Source organism: Microbacterium sp. 2MCAF23, assembly GCF_052115565.1.
Taxonomy (GTDB): domain Bacteria; phylum Actinomycetota; class Actinomycetes; order Actinomycetales; family Microbacteriaceae; genus Microbacterium.
Window position 1 is genome coordinate 1 of record NZ_JBFRGY010000021.1, and the last position, 19,827, is coordinate 19,827.

Consider the following 19,827-nt stretch of genomic DNA (forward strand, 5'->3'; position numbering starts at 1 on the left):
CCGCTGGGGCTGGTCCATTCCAGGACGCCCGCGCCTTTTTGTTTCACGGTCCACGCGGTCTGGTGCTTCAAGACGTGGTGACGTCGGCAGAGTCCGCCGAGGTTGCCTTCTTCGGTGGCGCCGCCGTAGGCGGCGTCGATGGTGTGGTCGAGGTCTTGGGCAGTGGGTGGGAGTCCGCAGGTCGGGAATCGACACCGGGAGTCTCTGGCGTGCAGGAGCCGTCGCAGGTCGGCGTTGGGGCGGTAGTGGTCGACGGCGAGGATCGCCCCGGTGATGGGGTGGGTGAGCACGCGTTCCCAGGCGACGGCGTTACCGGCGAGGATCCGGGCGGTGTCGGTGTCGATGGGCTGTCCGCCGGCGAGTTCGGCGGGCTGCTCGACACGGACGCCGAACGCGGAGTCGAGGCCCGCACCCGTGGTGTCGGTGCCCGCGCCCGTCCCTGACTTGTGCTCGCGTGCGCCAGCCCTGTCCGCGGCCATCGCCGTGACCACCGGGATCGTGACTTCGACCCGTGCCTGGAGCCCTCCGAGCAGCCCATCTGGGGTGTCATGTCCGGACGGGGCACCCGTGAGGAGGGTATCCGCGCACAGGTCGGCGCGGAGCTGGTCGATGGTGCGGTCATCGGCCGGATCACCCCGCATGTCAGCGTCCGCCCTGCGCCCCTCGTCGGCGTCGGCTCCACGACCCGCGGCGCCTTTCGCCGCCTGGGCGTTCGCCGTCTGCACGGCCCAGGCCTGCTGGCTGAGCCGGTCGTAGATCCCATCGATCACAGCGGCGGCGTGGATCAGACCAAGCATCTTCTGCCCGTCACCCAAGTCTTCCCGCCACACGGTGCGCTTCTCCTGCGCGTCCCGGTGCCGGTCGGTCAGCGACCGGGGTGCGAGCCGTTCCGCAACGCGCTCCACGATCCGCTTGGCCCGATGCGGCGTCTCCCCCTCGCACGCCGCGACCGCCGCCCGTTCGAACTCCGCCCGCACCTGATCGTCCAGCCGGGCCCCGGCGTCCTGGATCACCCGCGCATGCGCGGCGTTGATCCTCGCGTCGGTGAACGCCTGCATCGTGGCCGGGAATCGGGTCATCAGTTCCGCGGCCCGCACCATCCGCCCCTGCACGACCCGGTCGGACATGTGCAGCACCGCCGCGAGTTCCGCCGCGACACTGCGGGCGGCGAGATCCACTGACTCACCCCGCACCCCGGACGCACCGTCCGCGGCGGCGAGGTCCTCCGCGAGGCGGTGCGCGACGGCCAGGTGCGCTTCCTTCAACGCCTGCAGGCGGGTGATCGTCGCCTCGGTCGTCGCCAACCCGTCCACGAGCGCGGCCAGCACAGCGACAGGATCCACCGGGTCCACCCCGGGATCCAGAACCGTGCCGGTCGAGCTCGTCATACCCCCATTCAACCCGGGGCCACCGACATTCCAGACCCTGAAAGAACCAGATCAGGCCGGGGAAAAAATCACAAATGCGTCACGACTCGGAGCCGGTCAAACGCACCCCCCGTCGCGCCTCGTGGTCGAGGTGAGCAAAACCCGGACACAACCAGATGAAGAGCGCCCGATTCCGACTCATCACCACAGCGAACCCATTCGCGCACGCAACCCTCGGACGATGCCGAGCCGAGCTGGGCCGATGCGGCGCCAGGCAAGGCTGCCCCCGCGGAAACCGCGGCGCGCCATCCCGGATCCGCTAGATCCGCCCGTCCTGACGGGGGATCCACACCTGCTTGATGATGATCAGGATCGAGGCGGTCACGGGCACGGCGATGAGGGCGCCGAGCAGTCCGAGGAGCGTGCCGCCGACGAGAGCGCCGATCACCACGAGCGAGCCGGGGATCGAGATCGCCTTGCTCATCACGCGCGGGGTGATGACGTATGCCTCGAACTGCATGTAGACGACGTAGACCGCGGCGAAGATCAGCGCCATGAGCGGTGAGGTGAACAGCGCGATGCCGGTGCCGATGATCCAGAACATCACGGAACCGACGAGTGGGATCAGCGTGATGAGGAATGCGACCGTCGCCATGAGCGGCGGGAACGGCAGCCCGAGCACGAGGTACAGCAGGAACACGATCACGGCGTTGATGAACGCGAGGCCCACCATGCCCATCACGTAGCCGCCGACGGACTCGATGATCTGCTCGCTGATGCGGTCGATGCCCTTGCGGTCGCGGGCCGGCGCCAGCCGCAGCAGTCCCGACTTCATCGAGGGGAGGGTCGCGAGGAAGTAGAGGGTCAGCACGAGCACGATCAGCCCGCCCGAGATGCCCGTTGCGATGCCGGTCGCGATCCCGGTGCCGATCTGCAGCGCGCCGCCGCCGATCTGGGCGATCCGGGTCGGATCGCTGAGGAACTTCTGCACCTCGGTGACGAGATCCGTGAGACCCACCCCGAACTGCCCCTCGAGCCATGCGTAGAACGTGGTGTGCGTGAAGTTGCGGATCGTGCCGGGGATCCCGGTGACGAACGTCGCGATCTGGTCGATGACGGTCGGCAGGATCGCGAGCACGATGACGACGAGCACGAGTGCGAGCGCCACGATGACGGAGACGACGGACCAGGCGCGGCTCAGCCCGTGCCGCTCGAGCCAGCGCACGGCGGGGTCGAGGCCGAGCGCGGCGAACAGCGCGAACGCGATGTAGATGAGCACGGTCGACAGGCTGCCGAGCGACAGGCCGAGCAGGATGGCGAGGAGGCCGCCGACGGTGGCGAGGAAGCCGAACCGGAACGGCTTGTCGATGCGGGTCCAGAACGAGGCGCGAGGGGGCGCTGCCTCGATGTACCTGGCCGGGGCGATGCCGGCGTCGGCGTCCGCGCCGACCTCGTCGGTCGGGGCGACGGTCGCGGTCGCGGTACTCCCGGTCGCGGCCGTGCCGGCGGCCATCGCGGCGGCGTCATCCGCCGCTTCCTCGGGGGTGCGCTCTTCGCGGGTCATGGCTTCACTGTAGAGGGCGGCGACGCGTTATCGTCGGAGGGTCCGCCCGTCCGCCGCTCGGTGAGGAGCCCCCATGTCCGACGCTGATCCCCGCACCGAACTGCTGCGACTGCGCGCCAGCATCGACAACATCGACGCCGCCCTCATCTTCATGCTCGCGGAGCGGTTCCGGTGCACACAGCAGGTGGGCGTGCTCAAGGCCGAGCACGACATGCCGGCATCGGATCCGGGCCGTGAGGAGCAACAGGTCGCTCGCCTGCGCGCTCTCGCCGAGGAGGCGCATCTGGATCCCGAGTTCGCGGAGAAATGGTTCAACTTCGTCGTCGCGGAAGTCATCCGCCACCACACCGAGGCCGCCGGATCGCGCTGACGCGACGTCGTCGCAGCGGGCGTACGACGTGCTCGGCCGGTGGCCTCGGTGCGTGAAGCTCAGCCCGCGTAGCTCGTGTCGTTGACGGACTGCACGGTCCATGCCCCCTGTGCGTAGGTGAGGACGTTCACCGCGCCGTTCTCGAGCGGCCCCGGCACCTCGGCGCCGAGCGATTCCAGCAGACAGGTGATCGACATGCCGCTGGAGACGGCGAGGATCTTGCCGCCGTGGCGCATGGGCATCGTGCGATCGGTGGCCGCAGTGGTGAGCGCGTCGTTCATGCGGGCGGCGACCTGCGCCCAGGTCTCGGCGGGCAGCGTCTTGTCGGGGTTGCTCGCGACGAAGGCGTCGATGATGTGCTCCAGGGTGTCCAGTGGTCCCGCGGCGGCGAGCTGCGGGTACACGACCGACTGCTTCTCCCCCTCCCAGCCTCCGTAGGAGACCTCGCGCAGGCCGGCGACCCGGGTCGGGACGAGCGCGGAGCCCGCGGCGGCGAGGATCCCGCTCGCAGTCTGGAAATGGCGGGTCATGTCGGCGGAGTATGCGGCGTCGAACCCGCCGATGTCCGCCGCGAGGTTGCGGCCGACGTTCGCCGCGGTCGCGACACCCGCGTCGGTGAGCGGGGAGTCGGACCAGCCCTGCACGCGGCCGGCCTGGTTCAGCCAGGTCCGGCCGTGGCGGACCAGGTAGACGGTGACCGTACGGTGCGGCTGCGCGCCTGTGGGAGCGGCGTTCGCGGGGGCGGCGGCCCCGGCGACGGCGATCGTGCCGGCGAGGGCGGCGCCTCCGAGCGAGAGCAGGGCAGTACGGCGGGACAGATCGGGCATGTCATCTCCTTCGATGGATGGAATCCAAAAGCCTTACGTCGTTAAGGATTTGGATCCTGAAAGCCTAGTGACATTCAGGTTTCGAAGTGACAACGGATCCGGCGGAGCGGCGATCAAGGCGTGCATGCTTGGTGCAGGCGGCAGGGGTGCGGAGCCTGGGCGGTCCGGAACAATGCGTGACGGAAAGTGATTGTTTTAGCGTAAGATCGATCACGGTCACGCACTCAGCGTCGACCGTAACCGCCGAGGAGGACGCATGACCGACCCGAACGAGAACCTCGCCCCCGGCGCTCACATGCGCACCGAGCTCGACTCGCAGCCCGAGATGTGGGCGCGCGCGGCGGGCATGACGGCCGAGCAGGCCCTGCTGCCGGCGAAGGGCGAGCGCGTCGCCGTGGTCGGCTGCGGTACGTCCTGGTTCGTGGCCCAGTCCTACGCCGCGCTGCGCGAGCGTGCGGGCTTCGGCATCACCGACGCCTACGCCGCGAGCGAGGCGTTCATGGATCGCGGCTATGACGCGGTTGTCGCCCTGACCCGCTCCGGAACGACCACCGAGGTGCTCGAGCTGGTCGACGAGCTCAAGGGATCCGGATCCGCTCCGCGCATCATCGGCGTGATCGGCGACGAGACCTCGCCGCTGGTGGGCATGGTGGACGACGCGATCCTGCTGCCGTTCGCCGACGAGCAGTCCGTCGTGCAGACCCGCTTCGCGACCACCGCGCTCGCGCTGTTCCGCGCCTCGCTCGGCGAAGATCTCACCGGGGCCATCGCCGATGCCCGCACCGCGCTCGCCGACGTGGATCCGACCCTCGCGGACGCCGACCAGTACACCTTCCTCGGCCGCGGCTGGACGATCGGCCTCGCGCACGAGGCGGCCCTGAAGATGCGCGAGTCGTCGCAGTCGTGGACCGAGTCGTACCCGTCGATGGATTACCGCCACGGCCCGATCGCGATCGCCGCACCCGGCCGCATCACGTGGCAGTTCGGCGCCGCACCCGATGGGCTGGACGCGCAGGTCGCCGCCACCGGTGGACGCTGGGTGCAGCACCCGATCGACCCGCTGGCCGACCTCGTGCGGCTGCACCGTGTGGCGCTCGACCGCGCGCTGGCCAAGGGGCTCAATCCCGACGAGCCGCGCAACCTCACCCGTTCGGTCATCCTCGAGGACTGAGAGCCGGCGATGACCACCCCTGGCGACGGCGTCGCGGTGAACGTCCCCCGCGCGCATGACGCGGCCGAGGCCGCCCGTGCGGTGCCCGACGTGCTCACCAATGCCTCGGGAGATCCCCTCGCGCAGGCGGCGGAGCTCGGCGCCGGATCCGCCGTGCTCGCGTTCGACGTGGGCGGTACCGACATCAAGTCGGCCCTGTTCGACGCCCACGGCGTCATGCTCGGTCTGCGTCGCACGCCGACGCCGGATCCGGGTCCCGACCTCCCGGAGCGGCTGATCGCCCGGCTGGTCGAGCTCGGCGCGCAGCTGCGCGAGGAGCATCCCGCGGTGGAGCCGGTCGCGGTGGGGCTGGTCGTGCCCGGCATCGTCGACGAGGTCGCCGGCATCGGCGTGTTCGCCAGCAATATGGGCTGGAGGGACGCGCCGATCCGCGCCCTCGCGGAGGAGGCATTCGGCCTGCCCGTCGCGTTCGACCACGACGTGCGCACCGGCGGCTGGGCCGAGCACGTGCTCGGCGGCGCGCGTCCCTATCCGAACTCGATCGTGCTGATCATCGGCACCGGGATCGCCGGCGCCCTGCTGCTGGGCGGCGTGCCCTTCACCTCCGGCGGATACGCCGGCGAGGTGGGCCACTCCCCGGTCGCCGACGAGCCGGTGTGTCCGTGCGGCGCACGCGGCTGCCTCGAGGCCATCGCGTCGGCGGGAGCCATCGCCCGGCGTTACACCGCCCGCACCGGCAACGCCGTGGACGGGGCGAAGGAGGTCATCGCTCTCGCCGCCGCGGGCGACGAGGCCGCCGCCGCGGTCTGGAACGAGGCGCTCGACGCCCTCGCCCTGTCGCTCGCGCAGCTCACCGCGGTCGTCGCGCCGCAGGCCGTCATCATCGGCGGCGGGCTCTCGCGGGCGGGCGGAGCACTGTTCGACGAGCTGCGCGCGCGCCTGCGGGCCCGGCTCAGCTTCCACCGCATCCCGGATCTGGTTCCCGCGCAGCTGCTCGGCAACGCCGGGATCCTGGGTGCGGCGCTGCACGCGAGGAGCCTCGCATGATCGTCACCGTCACGCCGAACCCGGCGCTGGATCTCACCTGGCATGTCGAGCGGATCGTGCCCGGAGGTACCCATCGCGCGGACACCGGTGTCGCTCGCGCGGGCGGCAAGGGCCTGAACGTGGCCCGGGTGGCGCACGCGCAGGGCGCCGCCGTGCTCGCGCTGGCCACTGCGGGTGGACCGACCGGCGACGAGTTCGCCGCCGAGCTGGCTTCGACCTCGATCCCGCACGAACTGGTCCCGGTGCAGGCGGCGACCCGCCGCAGCGTCGCGCTCGTCGACGAGCACCTCGGCGACACCACGATCGTGAACGAGCGCGGTGTGAACCCGACGGCGGACGAGTGGGATGCGCTGAAGGCCGCAGTCGTCCGGGCGCTGGCGACCGGGCGCTCCGTCCGCGATGCCGTCGAAGGATCGGGATCCGCGGATGCCGGTGCGACTGCTCCCGTCGGCACGAAGAAGATCAAGCCCGTCCTCGTCCTCTCCGGATCCCTTCCTCCCGGCGCTCCCGACGACCTGCTCCCGTCGCTCATCCGGATCGGCCGCGACGCCGGGGCGATCGTCATCGCCGACACGTCGGGGCCGGCGCTCCTGGCCGCGGCCGATGCCGGTGCGACCGTGCTCAAGCCCAACGCGGCGGAGCTCGCCGAGGCCACCGGTCTCACCGATCCCATCGCCGGGGCGTGCGAGCTGCTGCACCGCGGCGCGAAGCTGGTCCTGCTCTCCCGCGGGGCGGACGGGATGCTGGCCGTCACCTCGGACGAGGTCGTGCGCGCCCGCCTCGCTGCGCCCCTCGCCGGCAACCCGACCGGCGCAGGCGACGCCGCCGTCGCCGCGTGCGCCGTGCTGATGGCGCAGGGGGAGAAAAAGTCCACGGCGCTGCTGCGCCGCGCCACCGCGTGGTCGGCCGCGGCCGTGCTGATGCCGGTCGCGGGTGAGATCCACTCGTCGTGGCCCGAGCTCGAATCCGCCCTGATCGTCGATAGCCCGCCCTTGACGGCGCTGAGCCGACCGTCCGCCGAAAGGACACCCCGATGACCCTCGTCTCCGCCCGCGACCTCGTGCACGATGCGGCCCGCCGCGGTACCGGCGTCGGCGCCTTCAACGTGATCCACCTGGAGACGGCCGAGGCGCTGGTGGTCGCGTCGGCCCAGGCCGAGCTGCCCGTGATCCTGCAGATCTCGCAGAACTGCGCCGACTACCACGGCGGACTCGAGCCGATCGCGCTGGCCACTCTCGCGGCGGCCCGGCGTGCGGCCACGCCGGTCGCGGTGCACCTCGACCATGCCGAGCGGCCCGAGCTCGTCGACGAGGCCATCGCGCTCGGGTTCGGATCCGTCATGTTCGACGGCGGCGCGCTCGACTACGCCGAGAACGTCGCGCTCACCGCACAGGTCGTCGAGCGCGCGCACGCTGCCGAGGTGTACGTCGAGGGCGAGCTGGGCGAGGTCGGCGGCAAGGACGGCGCGCACGCCCCGGGTGTCCGCACGGACCCGCAGGAGGCGCGCGCCTTCGTCGCCGAGACCGGCGTCGACGCCCTCGCCGTAGCCGTCGGATCCTCGCACGCGATGACCGATCGTACGGCGGCGCTGGACCTCGACCTCATCGCGCGTCTGCGCGAGGCCATGCGCGGCGCGGGAGAGGACGGAGTAGACGTGCCGCTCGTGCTGCATGGATCCAGCGGCGTGCCGGATGACGTGATCGCCGCCGCGGTACGCGCGGGCATGACGAAGATCAACGTCTCCACGCACCTGAACGGGTTCTTCACCCGCGCGATCCGGGAGAGACTGGAGGCGGATCCGCGCCTCGTGGACTCCCGCAAGTACGTCGCTCCCGCCCGTGATGCTGTCGCCGGCGAGGCCGCGCGTCTGCTGCGCCTGTTCGCTGGACAGGACGCATCCTGACCGGATCCGGAGCCTGCACATGAATCGCGCCAATCGCCTCACCGCGATCCTCGATCTGCTCGCCGTCCACGGCGACGTCTCGGTGGAGGAGCTCGCCGAGCGCTTCGACGCCTCCGCAGCGACGATCCGCCGCGACCTGGACAGCCTGTCCGAGCGGCGCCTGCTCACCCGCACCCACGGCGGGGCGGTGGCGCAGTCCGTCGCGTATGAGCTGCCGGTGCGCTACAAGAGCCACCAGCGCACCTCGCAGAAGGAGCGCATCGCAGAGGCCGCCGCGGCGCTCGTCTCGCCCGGCGCCGTCGTCGGCCTCTCCGGGGGCACCACCACGACCGCGATCGCGACGGCGCTCACGGCCCGCGAAGATCTCGCCGAGCACGGCCTCACCGTCGTCACCAACGCCGTGAACATCGCCGCCCAGCTCGCCACGCGCCCCGACATCAAGGTCGTGGTCACCGGCGGTGTGATCCACTCCCGCAGCTACGAGCTGGTGGGGCCGTTCGTGGAGCAGCTGCTCGCGGGCATCGCGCTGGACATCGCCTTCATCGGCGTGAACGCCGTGTCCCTGGAGGGCATGGCGAGCACGCACGACGAGCGCGAGGCGGCCGTGAACCGCATGATGGCGAGCCGCGCCCGGCGTGCGGTGATCGTCGCCGACTCGTCGAAGATCGGCGCCTCGGCGTTCGCCGCGGTCGGCGGATCCGACCTGTTCCCCACGCTGCTCACCGACGACGGCATCGCGCCGGACGATCGGAGCGCCCTGGGCGACGCCGGCTTCGAGGTCGTGCTGGCGGACTGATCCGGATCCGGTCCGCAGGTCGTCGTCCGTCATCCGCCGGCTGCAGCCGGGAGTCCAGGCGCGGACAGGTCAGAGCGTCGTGGTCAGCACCCCGCCATCGGCACGCACGGCCGACCCGTTGGTCGCCGAGGAGCGGGGGCTGGCGAGGTAGGCGACGAGGCTCGCGATCTCCGCGGGGTCGATGAAGCGCTCGAGCAGGGTCGTGCGATTCTGCGCGATGACCGCAGCCTTGACCGCCTCGACCGGAGCGCCCTGGGCGGCGGCGAGCTGTGCGACGGCCGCCTCGACGCCGTCGGAGTAGGTCGGGCCGCCGAGGATGCTGTTGACGGTGACGCCTGTGCCGCGGGTGAGCTTGGCCAGACCGTTGGCGAGGGCGAGCATCGCAGCCTTGGTGGTGCCGTAGTGGATCATGTCGGCGGGCACGTTGACGCCGGACTCGCTGGCGATGAACACGACACGTCCCCAGCCGCGGTGCAGCATCCCCGGCAGGAGCGCCCGGGAGAGCCGGACACCGCTCATGACGTTGACGTCGAAGTACCGCTGCCAGTCCTCGTCGGCGATGTCACCGAAAGGTGCGAGCCCGAACAGGCCGACGTTGTTCACCAGGACATCGACCTCGCCGGCTTCTCCGAGCAGCCGGGAGGTCTCCTCAGGGTCGGCGAGGTCCGCGGCGATCCCCCTCGGACGCGCTCCCGGATGTTCTGCGCGCAATCGTGAGACGGCCGCATCGACGGCGGCCGTGGTGCGCCCGTTGATCATGACCTCCGCCCCTTCGGCGGTGAGGGCGGAGGCGATGGCGTAGCCGATGCCCTGGGTCGATCCACTGACGAGGGCCGTCCTGCCCTGCAGTTCCAGGTCCATCTCGCGCTCCGTTCCGGACGGCGTCGATATCGCCGCATCACTTGCTTGGGAAAGTCAACCTACGCGGATTCAGTTGCTTGGGCAAGTCAGATTGCTCTGTTCGAGGTATCCTGACCTCGTGTCCGAGCCCACGAGATCCTCCGCGAAGCCGCTGACGAAGCCCGAGATCTGGGCGTCCGTCGCCACGCTCTTGGAGCGCCTCCCTGCGGCGCTCGACGCCCAACTGCAGCGGGACAGCGGCCTGACACACTTCGAATTCGGGATCCTCTATGCGCTCGACGCGGCGGAGGGGCGATCACTGCGGTTGAGCGTGCTCGCCGGGTTCGCGAGCTGCACGCTCTCCCGGCTCTCGCGGGCGGTCTCGCGACTCGAGCAGCGCGGTTGGGTCCGGCGCGTCATCGACCAGACGGATGGGCGGTTCACGCTCGCCGTGCTGTCCGAGGACGGGCACGCGAAGGTCCAGCAGGCGACCCCGGGTCATGAGGCGCTCGTCGACAGCCTGGTCTTCGACGTCCTCACCCCCGCCCAGGCGCGACAGCTCGGCGTCGCCAGCCGGCGGATCTCGGCGGCCATCGCCCCCGACCCGGTCTGGACCCCCTCGAGTTGACGACGCGCCCTGGGGCTGCCGAAGGCCGGCAGCCCCAGAGACATGGAGGTGCTCAGGCGTTGCCGTGCGGATCCAGGCGGTTCAGGGTCGCGACCGTCTGCGCATAGTCGCCGCGCACCTCGCCGAAGCGGAGCAGCTTCACGTTCTCCACGAGGATCTCGTGCGCGTCGGGCTGGGCCGCGATGAGGGCCATCGTCTCGTCGGCGAAGTCGTCGAGCGGCATCGCGAACGGGCTCTCGCTCTGACCGGGCAGGAGCTCGGTCGCGACGGCGGGCGGAACGAGTTCGAGCACGGAGACGCTCGTGCCGGCGAGCTGCAGCCGGATCGACTCCGACAGCATGTGGATCGCGGCCTTGGTCGCGTTGTAGGTAGGCGTGACCCGTAGCGGGGTGTGCGCGAGACCGCTGGAGACGGTGACGATCGTCGCGTCGGGGCGGCTCTGCAGATGTTCGATGAGCGCTGTGATGAGGCGGATCGGACCCAGCAGGTTTGTCGTCACGATCTCCTCCGCGTCGGCGAGGAAGCCGTCGCTGTGCCAGTCCTCGACCCGCATGATGCCGGCCATCGCGACGAGGACGTTGAGCTCGGGATGCGTCGTGACGAGCTCTGCGACGGCCGTCCTGATGCTGACGGGATCGGCGGTGTCGATGCGTACGGTGCCGAAGCCGTGCTCGGCGGCGAGCTGCGCGAGGAGCTCGGCACGGCGCCCTCCGATGATGACGGTGTTGCCCGCGGCCTGCAGGCGCAGGGCGAGCGCGAGGCCGATGCCGCTCGTCGCGCCGGGGATGAAGACGGTGTTTCCGGAGATGTTCATGACCCCAGGCTCGGCGCGATCCGGCACGGCCATAAGAGACCGCATGATCGGGGGATCCGCGATCCCTGGTTGCGGATCCGTCCTCGCCCGACAATGGATCCATGGACCGCATCGCCCTCGCTGACTTCCTGCGCCGCCGCAGGGAGTCGCTGCACCCCGGTGACGTCGGACTGCACGCGGGCGCGCGCCGTCGCGCGCCGGGCCTGCGCCGCGAGGAGGTCGCCCAGCTCACCGGTATGTCCGTCGACTACTACACGCGGCTCGAGCAGCGCCGCGGTCCCCAGCCGAGCGAGCAGATGCTGGCCGCGCTCGCGCGCGCACTGCGGCTCACGGCCGACGAACGCGACTACCTGTTCCGCACGGCCGGCCACTCGGCGCCCGACCGGCAGAGCACGCTGCCGCACGTCGCCCCGGCCCTGCTGCGGGTGCTCGACCGTCTGGACGACACCCCCGCGCTCATCCTCTCGAACCTGGGCGAGACGCTCGTGGCCAACCGGATGGCGCAGGCTCTTCTCGGCGACCCCTCCGAGCGCACGGGGCTCGCGCGCAGCGACGTCTATCGCTGGTTCACGGATCCGGCTGCGCGAGCGGTGTATCCGGAGGCCGATCACGCGCGGCACGCCCGCGCCCAGGTCGCGGGGCTGCGCGCCGCATACGGCGCGATGGGGATGCGGTCACGGGCGGGCGAGCTCGTGCGGGCGCTACAGGCGGAGAGCCCCGAGTTCGTCGAGCTCTGGGATCGGCAAGAGGTCGCTGTCCGGTTCGAGGATCACAAGACCCTGGTGCACCCCGAACTCGGGCCCATCGAGCTCGACTGCCAGGCGCTCTTCACCGAGGACCAGTCGCAGGCCTTGCTCGTGCTCACCGCACCGCCGCGCAGCGACGGCTGGCAGAAGCTGCAGCTGCTGTCCGTGATCGGCGCGCAACGCTTCGAGCCGGCGGACGAGCAGCGCTGACCCCTCCGGCCCACGACGGACCTGTCGGCTCAGGCCAGCGGGAACGTCGCCTCGACGCGAAGGCCGCCCTCCGGCCGTGCGGTCAGGACGAGGGATCCGCCCAGCACCTCGACGATCGAGCCCGCGATCGCCAGGCCCAGTCCGGATCCGCCGTGCGCGCCGTCCCGCGTGCGCCCGGCGCCGCGCTGGAACGGCTCGACCAGGGTCGCGACCACGGCCGGGTCGAGCTGCTCGCCGGTGTTCTCCACGACGAGCGCCCCCTGACCACCGAGGCTAACCGTGCGCACGGTCGCGGATCCGCCGGAGTGAAGGTTGTGCACGAGCGCGTTCTGCACGAGGTTCAGTGCGAGCTGGTCGAGCAGCGCCGCGTCCCCGTGCACGATGACCGGATCACCGACCACGTCGAGCCGGACGTCGTGGGAGGCGGCGACCTCGTGCAGCAGTTCGACCGCGCCCTCCGCAGCGAGCGAGAGGTCGACCGGGGTGCGTGCCGGTGGGCGGGCGTCCAGCCGCGCGAGCAGCAGCAGCGCCTCGGTCAGCGCGATGGCCCGTTCGTTCGCGGCGCGGAGGCGCACGAGCAGCTGCGGGACATCCGGATCCGGATCGGCGTCGGCGACGTCGAGCAGCGCGCGGGTGATCGCGAGCGGGGTGCGCAGCTCATGCGACGCGCTCGCCGCGAACCGGCGTTCGCGCTCCATGTCGTGCTGGATCCGGTCGAGCATCCCGTCGAACACGTCGGCCAGGCGACGGAACTCGTCGTCCCCGCCCGGCAGCGCGATCCGGGCGCTCATGTCCCCGCCGCCCACCGTGCGCGCGGTATCGGCCATGATCGCGAGCGGTCGCAGCACGCGCCCGGCCAGGAGCCAGCCGCCGAGCACGCTCACGCCGATGAGGGCGACCAGCGCCCAGGTGGCCGGAGGCACGAACGCGCGGATGATGTCCGTCCGGTTCGGCGCCCAGCTCGTACCGGCGATCGGGTCGGTGTTGTAGACCGTGCCGTCGGGCACGTAGCGCAGGAGCCACAGCGCGACGACGCCGAGCAGCACGGCGCCCGCCACGGCGACGAGCGCGACGTAGCTGAGTGTGAGGCGCCAGCGCACCGACAGTCCGCCCGCCCTGGCGGGGCGCGGCGGGAGCGCGGGGCTCGGCGGGAGTGCAGGCGTCGGCGGAACCTCGGGGCTCGGCGGCGCGTCAGGCATTCCCCGTCCGTCCCGGCAGCGTCGCGTCCTCGGTGGTCGTCTCGTCGACCGCCTCCGCATCCGACTCGCCGGAGGCATCCCCGTCGACATCGATCCGGTAGCCGACCCCCGGCACGGTGAGGATCACCCACGGCTCCCCGAGCCGCTTGCGCAGCGCCGAGACGGTGATGCGCACCGCGTTCGTGAACGGATCCGCGTTCTCGTCCCAGGCGCGCTCGAGCAGCTCCTCGGCGCTGATCACGCCTCCGCCGGCCTCGACGAGCACCTGCAGCACCGCGAACTGCTTGCGCGTGAGGGCGACGTAGCGGCCGTCGCGGTACACCTCGCGGCGGAACGGGTCGAGCCGGATGCCGGCCAGCTCGTGCACCGGCGGCGTCGACCGCGGGGCGCGCCGGGCCAGCGCCCTGATCCGAAGGATCAGCTCGCGCATCTCGAACGGCTTGGTCAGGTAGTCGTCGGCGCCGAGCTCGAAGCCGGTGGCCTTGTCGTCGAGGCGATCGGCGGCCGTGAGCATGAGGATCGGCAGGCCGGATCCGGACGCGACGATCGCCTGCGCGATGTCATCGCCGCTCGGGCCCGGGATGTCCCGGTCGAGCACAGCCACGTCGTAGGCGTTGATGTCCAGCAGCTCCAGGGCGACGTGCCCGTCTCCGGCGGTGTCCGCGGCGATCGCCGCGAGGCGCAACCCGTCTCGGACCGCTCCGGCCAGGGTGGGTTCGTCCTCGACGATCAGCACGCGCATGCCAGAAGCCTAAGCACACCGGCATATCGCGGGTGTATGCGAAAACGCGAACGGGAGCACAACGTCCGCCTCGATGGAGTGGAGGCATGGACACGAACACCTCTGCTCCTCTGCGACCCGGATCCGCGCCGGAATGGATCCTGCACCGGGAGCCCGACGCCGACGCACGGCGTACGGCGGAACGGATGCCTGCACCGCGGCACCCGGCGTCGAGGGCGCCCCGGCGGCACCGGCCGCTGTTCCGGTTCTTCGCCACGCTGGCGGTGCTCGCACTGCTGGGCGCCGGCACCGCGGCCGCGGTGATCACGGCGGCCGTCACCGCGCGGCCCGACTATCCGGGGCCGGTAGCCGCGGGCGACGACGGATCCCCGTCCGCACGCAGCGGCGGCATGCCGACCGCAGAGGACGGCTACCTCGCGGACGGTGACTCGGTGGCGCTGTCGGACGATGTGCCCGCGGTCGCGAAGCTGGAACCCGCTCTGCGCGAGGCGCTGGGGCAGGCGCTCGCCGGGGCCGAGGAGGACGGGCTCGAGCTGCGGGTGGCGAGCGGCTGGCGCTCGAAGGCGTACCAGGCCTGGCTGCTGCGCGATGCCGTGCGCACCTATGGATCCGAGGCCGAGGCGTCGCGGTGGGTCGGCACCCCGGAGACGTCGCTGCACGTCAAGGGTCAGGCGGTCGACATCGCCCCGTACGACGCCGCGGACTGGCTGAACCGCCATGGCGCGCAATTCGGGCTGTGCCGCACGTACGACAACGAGGCCTGGCATTTCGAGCTGAACCCGTCCGCGATCGACGAGGGCTGCCCGACGATGTACCGCGATCCGACCGAGGATCCCCGGATGCGGGGCTGATCGGGCCGGGCGGCGCGGATCCGCCGCCCTCCCTCTGTTCACTGGTCGCAGATTGCGGTTCTGAGCACATGAAACCCGCAATCTGCGACCAGCGAGCGGGGTGGAGTCCGAGACGGATGGGGTGGCCGGCGAACGTGGCGCTCGTCGAACGTGGCGCGGCCTGGTTGCCGGGGCGGATTACTTGTAGAAGCCGTCGCGCAGGTTGATGCCGTGCTCGAGCCAGGCCTTGAGCGCCGCGAGCATGCCGGTCCAGCCCTCGCAGTTGCCGAAGGCGCTCTTCGCACCGCCCGAGGTCGCGCGCCACGTCGACTCGGTGATGGTGACGAGGGTGCGTGCGCCGTCATCGATCGGGGCGAAGGCGAACACCGTGCGGGTGGTGCCGGTGTCGTTGCTGCCGGGCGCGGCCGCCCACTCGATCACGATGCGCTCCGGAGCCTTCGCCTCGACCACCACGACGGGGAAGCGTCCGGGGAAGTCGGCGAAGTCCCAGGTCACGTCGGCGCCGGGTTCGAGACGGCCCCGGGCTCCGCCGGTGGTGAAGTAGTGCGAGAGCTGCGCCGGATCGGCGACCGCCTCGTAGACCTCCGCCGGCGGACGGGAGACGCGGCCAGAGACGGAGAAGGACAGTTCTGTGAGCGGAGCCATGTCCGCAGCGATTTCGATCTGAGACATGTTGTAAGATTACAACATGAATGCGGGGGAGGGAACCGAGGACGACGATCTGGTCTTCAAGGCGCTCGCCGCTCCCGTCCGCCGCCGGATGCTCGACGCCTTGCGCGCGGCGCCGCGAACGACGGGTGAGCTGTGCGCGTGCTTCCCCGAGCTCGACCGCACTACCGTGCTGCAGCACCTGAAGGTGCTCGAGCGCGCCGAGCTCGTGATCGGCCGTCGCGAGGGCAGGGAGCGGCACCTCACACTCGCCCCGCTGCCGATCAAGCGGATCCACGACCGCTGGATCGGCGCTTACGCCGCGGCCGCCGTCCAGCTGCTGGACGACCTCGACCGAGGCTGATGCGGCGACGGCCGAGCCGTTGACCGAGTCGCCTCTGTGGGGTCGTTGAGCGAGCACGGCCGGAGGTCGAGCGAGACGAAACGGAGCGGGCCGCGTTTCGACTCGGTCGCTTCGCGTCCTCGCTCAACGACCCGGGGGAGACGTGACGCGGTCTCGGATCCTTCAGCCCTCCGGCGCCATCTCGAAGTCGTACCAGGCCGGCACCGGACGGCCGGGGAACGCCTCGTGCCACAGGGCCGACATGCTCAATTCGCCCTCGCGGAGGTTCGGCACCTCGAAGCGCTCCTCGAGGATCCGACCTGCCGCGTCGGTGTCTCCGGTGGCGAGGGCGGCGCGGATCTCCACGACGCGGAACCGCCCGAGCGTGCGCAGCGCGGCGGGCAGCGTCTCGACCAGGGTGCGCGCCTCATCGGCGCGCCCATCGGAGAGCAGCGTTTCGGCGAGTTCGAGCGCGAGCGGCACGAGGTCGGGGGCGAGTTCGCGCGCCTCGGCGAGCCGGCTGATGCCCTGCTCCTGCGCCGCGGAGCCGCCGTCGGATTGGCGCAGGGCGAGGCCGAGCCCGCGCAGCGCCCAGGCACTGCGTCGATGCCGCAGCGATGCCTCGTAGTGCGAGATCGCGGTGCCGTGCTCGCCGCGCGCATGCGCGATGGTGGCGCGGTGATAGTGCGTCAGCCAGGTCGAGGGGGCCTCGGCGAGGAGGTGGTCCCACTCGTCTCCGGTGACATAGGAGGCTGGGGCGACGGACGGATCCGGTTCCGTGACTCCCGCAGTCGGGTCGGTCGAACCGGGGGTGCCGTCGAGCAGGAAGGCCCAGTACGCGCCCTCGTCCCCGTCGCGCACGAACCGCACTCCGGGCAGGGACGCGAACGTCGAGCCCGCCCGCGCGGCGAGCTCCTGCTCGAGCGCACCCCAGGGCGACCCCACCGACAGCAGCGCATCCGGAGAGATCTCGGCAGCGGCTTCGAGCCGGGCGATGCCGGCGGATCCGGCGGCCTCCGCCGCCTGCAGCACCTGGGCGCCGACGACGGCGACGTCCTCGTTCCAGGATCCGTCGAGGGTCGGATCCGAAAGCGCCAGCGGCAGGAACGTCTCGGTCCACTCCCACGTGGCGCCGCCGGGCATGCGCAGATGCTCGTACTGGGTGGCGGCGAGCCCGGCCTGGATCTCGAAGTAGGCGCCGGTATCGCCGCCGAGCCAGTCGCACCAGTGGCGCCCGCCCGGGGTGTCGCCCCAGACGAACAGCTTGCGGCCGATCAGCGGTGCCGTCGAGACGTGCGCGAGTCCGGACCCGTCGGCGTCGATCGCGGCGATCCAGGGGCGCGGAGCCGGTGCGCCCGGAACGGCGTCCGCCGCGAGGCTGGGCGCGAGGTCGAAGAAGTAGTCCGCGGCGGCGGGCGCGGACGCGGGGAACCGCGGATCCGTCTCCGTCAAGTCCACCCGGCCGAGCGTGCCGTCGTAGCCGGTCATGTAGGCGTGTGTCGCCGGTGCGAACACCCGGCTGCCCTCGGTCTGCGCGACGGCGATGTTGGTCCACCAGTACATGCCGGTCTCGCGCTCACGCGGGTTGCGCACCCGCACCCGCACATGCAGCGCGGCGCCCTCGAGCGTCGCGTCGAGCTGCAGGATCAGTCCGCGCACGCGCTCGTACTCCCACATCCGCAGAATCGGCTCGCCGTCGGCGCCCGTGATCTCGGCGGCGTACAGCGGGGCACAGGTCAGCGGCCAATGCCCGCGCATGCCGATGTTCCACTCCGCGCCGCCGGAGAACCACGCGTCGCGCAGGGCGAGGTTCGCCGGCTGCAGAATGGCGTTTCGGTACACGAGGTCGCGGCCCGTGGTCTTGTCGAACAGCCGCACGAGCCGACCGCCCAGGTCGAGGGCGAACTCCGCGCGCAGCTGTTCGTTCTCCAGCACGGCGATGCGCATCGGGGCGGGCGTGCGCTCGCGGTCGTAGCCGTCCTGCAGCAGGTACGGATGGATCGACGAGACCTGCCCGTACCGGATGTTTGCCGCCATCTCGGCAGGCAGCCCCTCGGTCGTGGCCTCGTACGGCGCCTGGGGCATGGCGGCGATCGCGGGGAGGGGGTTCGCGGATCCGACGGGGGCGGTGGGGAGGACGACCTGGGTGACGGTCAACGTTGCGCTCATCGTTCCCCAGTATCCACGCCGGGGCTGTGCGCCGGGAAGGAATCGGATCCGGATCCGCCTCGGCTTCCATCTTCGAGTCGTCCCCTCCAGTACGACCTATGGACCGTGCTCAGGGGGACGACTCGAAGGTGGAGCCCCCACGTACGATGCCGGCTGCGGCGGGATCGGGTGGGAGCGCCCGCGTACGCTGAGCGGGTGCCCGAGTTCCCGTACGCCCGCCTGCGCCGGTTCCCCGACGTGGAGGCACCGAACCTGCAGGCGTGGGACGCGACGGATGAGCTCCTCGTCGACGCGGCACAGGTCGTCGCTGCGGAGCACGGGATCGACGGATCCGCGATCGCCGTGATCGGCGACGGATACGGCGCGCTCACGCTGCCTCTCCTCACTGCGGGCCTGGACGGCGTGCGGGTGCACCAGGATCTGGTGACGGGGCGCCGGGCACTGGCCCGCAATGCGGCCGAACTCGGGGCGGCGGGCTTCGCTGCGCACGAACTCGACGCCGAGCTGCTGCGCGACGCGCGGCTCGTGCTGCTGCAGCTGCCGAAGGGGCTCGCCGAGCTCGAGGAGATCGCGGATGCGGTGGCGCGCTGGGCGGCGCCCGACGTCACGCTGCTCGCCGGCGGACGCGTGAAGCACATGACCCTGGCGCAGAACGACGTGCTCGCCCGGTTCTTCGGGCGGGTGCAGCCGCAGCGTGCGGAGCGGAAGTCGCGCCTGATCGTCGCGGCGGATCCGCAGCCGGTGCTTTCGGGCCTGCCGTTCCCGGTGTCGACGACGCATCCTGAGTTCGGGCTCACGCTGTGCGCGCACGGCGGGGCGTTCGCCGGCGACCGCATCGACATCGGCACCCGGGTGCTGCTGAACGTGATGCGCGAGCGGGCTCCGGAGCTCGCCGCCCTGGCCGCACGGGAGGGGTTGACCGCCGTCGACCTCGGCTGCGGCACCGGCGCGCTCGCCGCGGCGCTGGCCCTCGGGGTGCCGAGTGCGCACGTCGTCGCCACCGACCGTTCCGCCGCGGCGGTGCAGTCGACCCGCGCCACGATGGCGGCTAACGGCATCGCCGACAGGGTGACCGTGACGCTCGACGACGCCGGATCCGAGATCCCGGACGGATCCGTCGACCTCGTGCTGCTGAACCCGCCGTTCCACCTCGGCGCCAGCGTCCATGAAAGGGCAGGACGCCGGCTCATCGACGCGGCCGCGCGGCTGCTCCGTCCCGGCGGCGAAGTATGGACCGTGTTCAACTCGCACCTCGACCACCGTCGCGCGCTCGCCGCCGCGGTCGGCGAGACCGACCAGCTCACGCGCACCCCGAAGTTCACGGTCACACGGTCCGTGCGGCGCTGACCGCCTGACGGACCCGGTCCGACGCGCGTCACGGCGGCTCGAGGGTGCTGCGCGCCTCCGCGCGACTCGTGCCAATCCGAACGCAGGGGCCACGCCTCAGGCGAGGTGTTCGGTGCGGGCGCGTCCTCCGAGGCGGGGTGGTCCGCCGATGCCGGGTGGGGGCAGGAACCAGACGTTGGCGCGGGTGCCGGTGCCGTCGATGCGGATGCCCCAGTGGTTGTCGTGGATGAGGTGGTGGCAGGTCT

Annotated in this window: 20 protein-coding genes; 11 read left to right on the forward strand and 9 right to left on the reverse strand. The window is 71.4% G+C overall.

What is annotated here, in order from left to right; translation table 11 throughout:
• Positions 1–1,388: DUF222 domain-containing protein (locus AB4078_RS18410; RefSeq protein ID WP_441978337.1), on the reverse strand; the 1,388-nt coding region annotated here is incomplete at its 3' end.
• 298 nt (positions 1,389–1,686) lie between these two features.
• Positions 1,687–2,931, reverse strand: a complete 1,245-nt coding sequence (locus AB4078_RS18415) for an AI-2E family transporter (protein WP_440732882.1) — start codon at positions 2,929–2,931, stop codon at positions 1,687–1,689.
• A 73-nt stretch (positions 2,932–3,004) separates the two neighbouring features.
• Here AB4078_RS18415 and AB4078_RS18420 point away from each other — a divergent pair, with 73 nt between their 5' ends.
• Positions 3,005–3,301 (forward strand): chorismate mutase, encoded by a 297-nt coding sequence (locus AB4078_RS18420; protein ID WP_440732883.1) that lies wholly within the window; start codon positions 3,005–3,007, stop codon positions 3,299–3,301.
• Positions 3,302–3,360: 59 nt separating this feature from the next.
• Here AB4078_RS18420 and AB4078_RS18425 read toward each other — a convergent pair whose 3' ends face one another.
• Positions 3,361–4,128: a histidine phosphatase family protein gene (locus tag AB4078_RS18425; RefSeq protein ID WP_441978338.1), complete on the reverse strand. Its 768-nt coding sequence runs from the start codon at positions 4,126–4,128 to the stop codon at positions 3,361–3,363.
• A gap of 256 nt (positions 4,129–4,384) precedes the next feature.
• Here AB4078_RS18425 and AB4078_RS18430 point away from each other — a divergent pair, with 256 nt between their 5' ends.
• From AB4078_RS18430 to AB4078_RS18450, 5 genes are read left to right on the forward strand one after another with little or no spacing between them, the layout of a single operon-like run.
• Positions 4,385–5,299 carry an SIS domain-containing protein gene (locus tag AB4078_RS18430; protein WP_441978339.1) on the forward strand — a complete coding sequence of 305 codons (915 nt, stop codon included), beginning with the start codon at positions 4,385–4,387 and terminating at the stop codon, positions 5,297–5,299.
• A gap of 9 nt (positions 5,300–5,308) precedes the next feature.
• Positions 5,309–6,346 carry an ROK family protein gene (locus AB4078_RS18435; RefSeq protein ID WP_441978340.1) on the forward strand — a complete coding sequence of 346 codons (1,038 nt, stop codon included), beginning with the start codon at positions 5,309–5,311 and terminating at the stop codon, positions 6,344–6,346.
• Positions 6,343–7,383 (forward strand): 1-phosphofructokinase family hexose kinase, encoded by a 1,041-nt coding sequence (locus AB4078_RS18440; protein ID WP_441978341.1) that lies wholly within the window; start codon positions 6,343–6,345, stop codon positions 7,381–7,383. The genes AB4078_RS18435 and AB4078_RS18440 overlap by 4 nt, the downstream gene beginning before the upstream one ends.
• Positions 7,380–8,249 carry a class II fructose-bisphosphate aldolase gene (locus AB4078_RS18445; RefSeq protein ID WP_441978342.1) on the forward strand — a complete coding sequence of 290 codons (870 nt, stop codon included), beginning with the start codon at positions 7,380–7,382 and terminating at the stop codon, positions 8,247–8,249. Before AB4078_RS18440 ends, AB4078_RS18445 begins: the two co-directional genes overlap by 4 nt.
• Positions 8,250–8,268: 19 nt before the next feature.
• Positions 8,269–9,045, forward strand: a complete 777-nt coding sequence (locus tag AB4078_RS18450) for a DeoR/GlpR family DNA-binding transcription regulator (protein ID WP_441978343.1) — start codon at positions 8,269–8,271, stop codon at positions 9,043–9,045.
• A gap of 69 nt (positions 9,046–9,114) precedes the next feature.
• Here the strand turns inward: AB4078_RS18450 and AB4078_RS18455 are convergent, their stop codons facing one another.
• Positions 9,115–9,906 carry an SDR family NAD(P)-dependent oxidoreductase gene (locus AB4078_RS18455; protein WP_441978344.1) on the reverse strand — a complete coding sequence of 264 codons (792 nt, stop codon included), beginning with the start codon at positions 9,904–9,906 and terminating at the stop codon, positions 9,115–9,117.
• A 118-nt stretch (positions 9,907–10,024) separates the two neighbouring features.
• On the opposite strand from AB4078_RS18455, the gene AB4078_RS18460 reads away from it, so the two are divergent.
• On the forward strand, positions 10,025–10,513 hold the full coding sequence (locus tag AB4078_RS18460) for a MarR family winged helix-turn-helix transcriptional regulator (protein WP_441978345.1): 489 nt from the start codon (positions 10,025–10,027) through the stop codon (positions 10,511–10,513).
• 52 nt (positions 10,514–10,565) lie between these two features.
• Here the strand turns inward: AB4078_RS18460 and AB4078_RS18465 are convergent, their stop codons facing one another.
• The gene (locus tag AB4078_RS18465; protein ID WP_441978346.1) at positions 10,566–11,327 is read right to left on the reverse strand and encodes an SDR family oxidoreductase; all 762 of its coding nucleotides are present in this window, start codon (positions 11,325–11,327) and stop codon (positions 10,566–10,568) included.
• A 101-nt stretch (positions 11,328–11,428) separates the two neighbouring features.
• On the opposite strand from AB4078_RS18465, the gene AB4078_RS18470 reads away from it, so the two are divergent.
• The gene (locus AB4078_RS18470) at positions 11,429–12,283 is read left to right on the forward strand and encodes a helix-turn-helix transcriptional regulator (RefSeq protein WP_441978347.1); all 855 of its coding nucleotides are present in this window, start codon (positions 11,429–11,431) and stop codon (positions 12,281–12,283) included.
• Positions 12,284–12,312: 29 nt separating this feature from the next.
• Here the strand turns inward: AB4078_RS18470 and AB4078_RS18475 are convergent, their stop codons facing one another.
• On the reverse strand, positions 12,313–13,482 hold the full coding sequence (locus AB4078_RS18475; RefSeq protein ID WP_441978348.1) for a sensor histidine kinase: 1,170 nt from the start codon (positions 13,480–13,482) through the stop codon (positions 12,313–12,315).
• Complete coding sequence (locus tag AB4078_RS18480; RefSeq protein WP_441978349.1) at positions 13,475–14,224, reverse strand: response regulator transcription factor; 750 nt, start codon at positions 14,222–14,224, stop codon at positions 13,475–13,477. Before AB4078_RS18480 ends, AB4078_RS18475 begins: the two co-directional genes overlap by 8 nt.
• Positions 14,225–14,310: 86 nt before the next feature.
• On the opposite strand from AB4078_RS18480, the gene AB4078_RS18485 reads away from it, so the two are divergent.
• A complete protein-coding gene (locus AB4078_RS18485; RefSeq protein WP_441978350.1) occupies positions 14,311–15,075 on the forward strand; it encodes a M15 family metallopeptidase in 765 nt (254 codons plus the stop codon).
• Between the two features lie 177 nt (positions 15,076–15,252).
• On the opposite strand, the gene AB4078_RS18490 is transcribed toward AB4078_RS18485, so the two are convergent.
• Complete coding sequence (locus AB4078_RS18490) at positions 15,253–15,747, reverse strand: SRPBCC domain-containing protein (protein WP_441978351.1); 495 nt, start codon at positions 15,745–15,747, stop codon at positions 15,253–15,255.
• 16 nt (positions 15,748–15,763) lie between these two features.
• Between AB4078_RS18490 and AB4078_RS18495 the strand changes: the two genes are divergently transcribed.
• The gene (locus AB4078_RS18495) at positions 15,764–16,087 is read left to right on the forward strand and encodes an ArsR/SmtB family transcription factor (RefSeq protein WP_440732900.1); all 324 of its coding nucleotides are present in this window, start codon (positions 15,764–15,766) and stop codon (positions 16,085–16,087) included.
• Between the two features lie 162 nt (positions 16,088–16,249).
• Here AB4078_RS18495 and AB4078_RS18500 read toward each other — a convergent pair whose 3' ends face one another.
• Positions 16,250–18,235 carry a DUF5107 domain-containing protein gene (locus tag AB4078_RS18500; protein WP_441978352.1) on the reverse strand — a complete coding sequence of 662 codons (1,986 nt, stop codon included), beginning with the start codon at positions 18,233–18,235 and terminating at the stop codon, positions 16,250–16,252.
• A gap of 195 nt (positions 18,236–18,430) precedes the next feature.
• Here AB4078_RS18500 and AB4078_RS18505 point away from each other — a divergent pair, with 195 nt between their 5' ends.
• Positions 18,431–19,582, forward strand: a complete 1,152-nt coding sequence (locus AB4078_RS18505) for a class I SAM-dependent methyltransferase (protein ID WP_441978353.1) — start codon at positions 18,431–18,433, stop codon at positions 19,580–19,582.
• Positions 19,583–19,827: the final 245 nt, after the last annotated feature.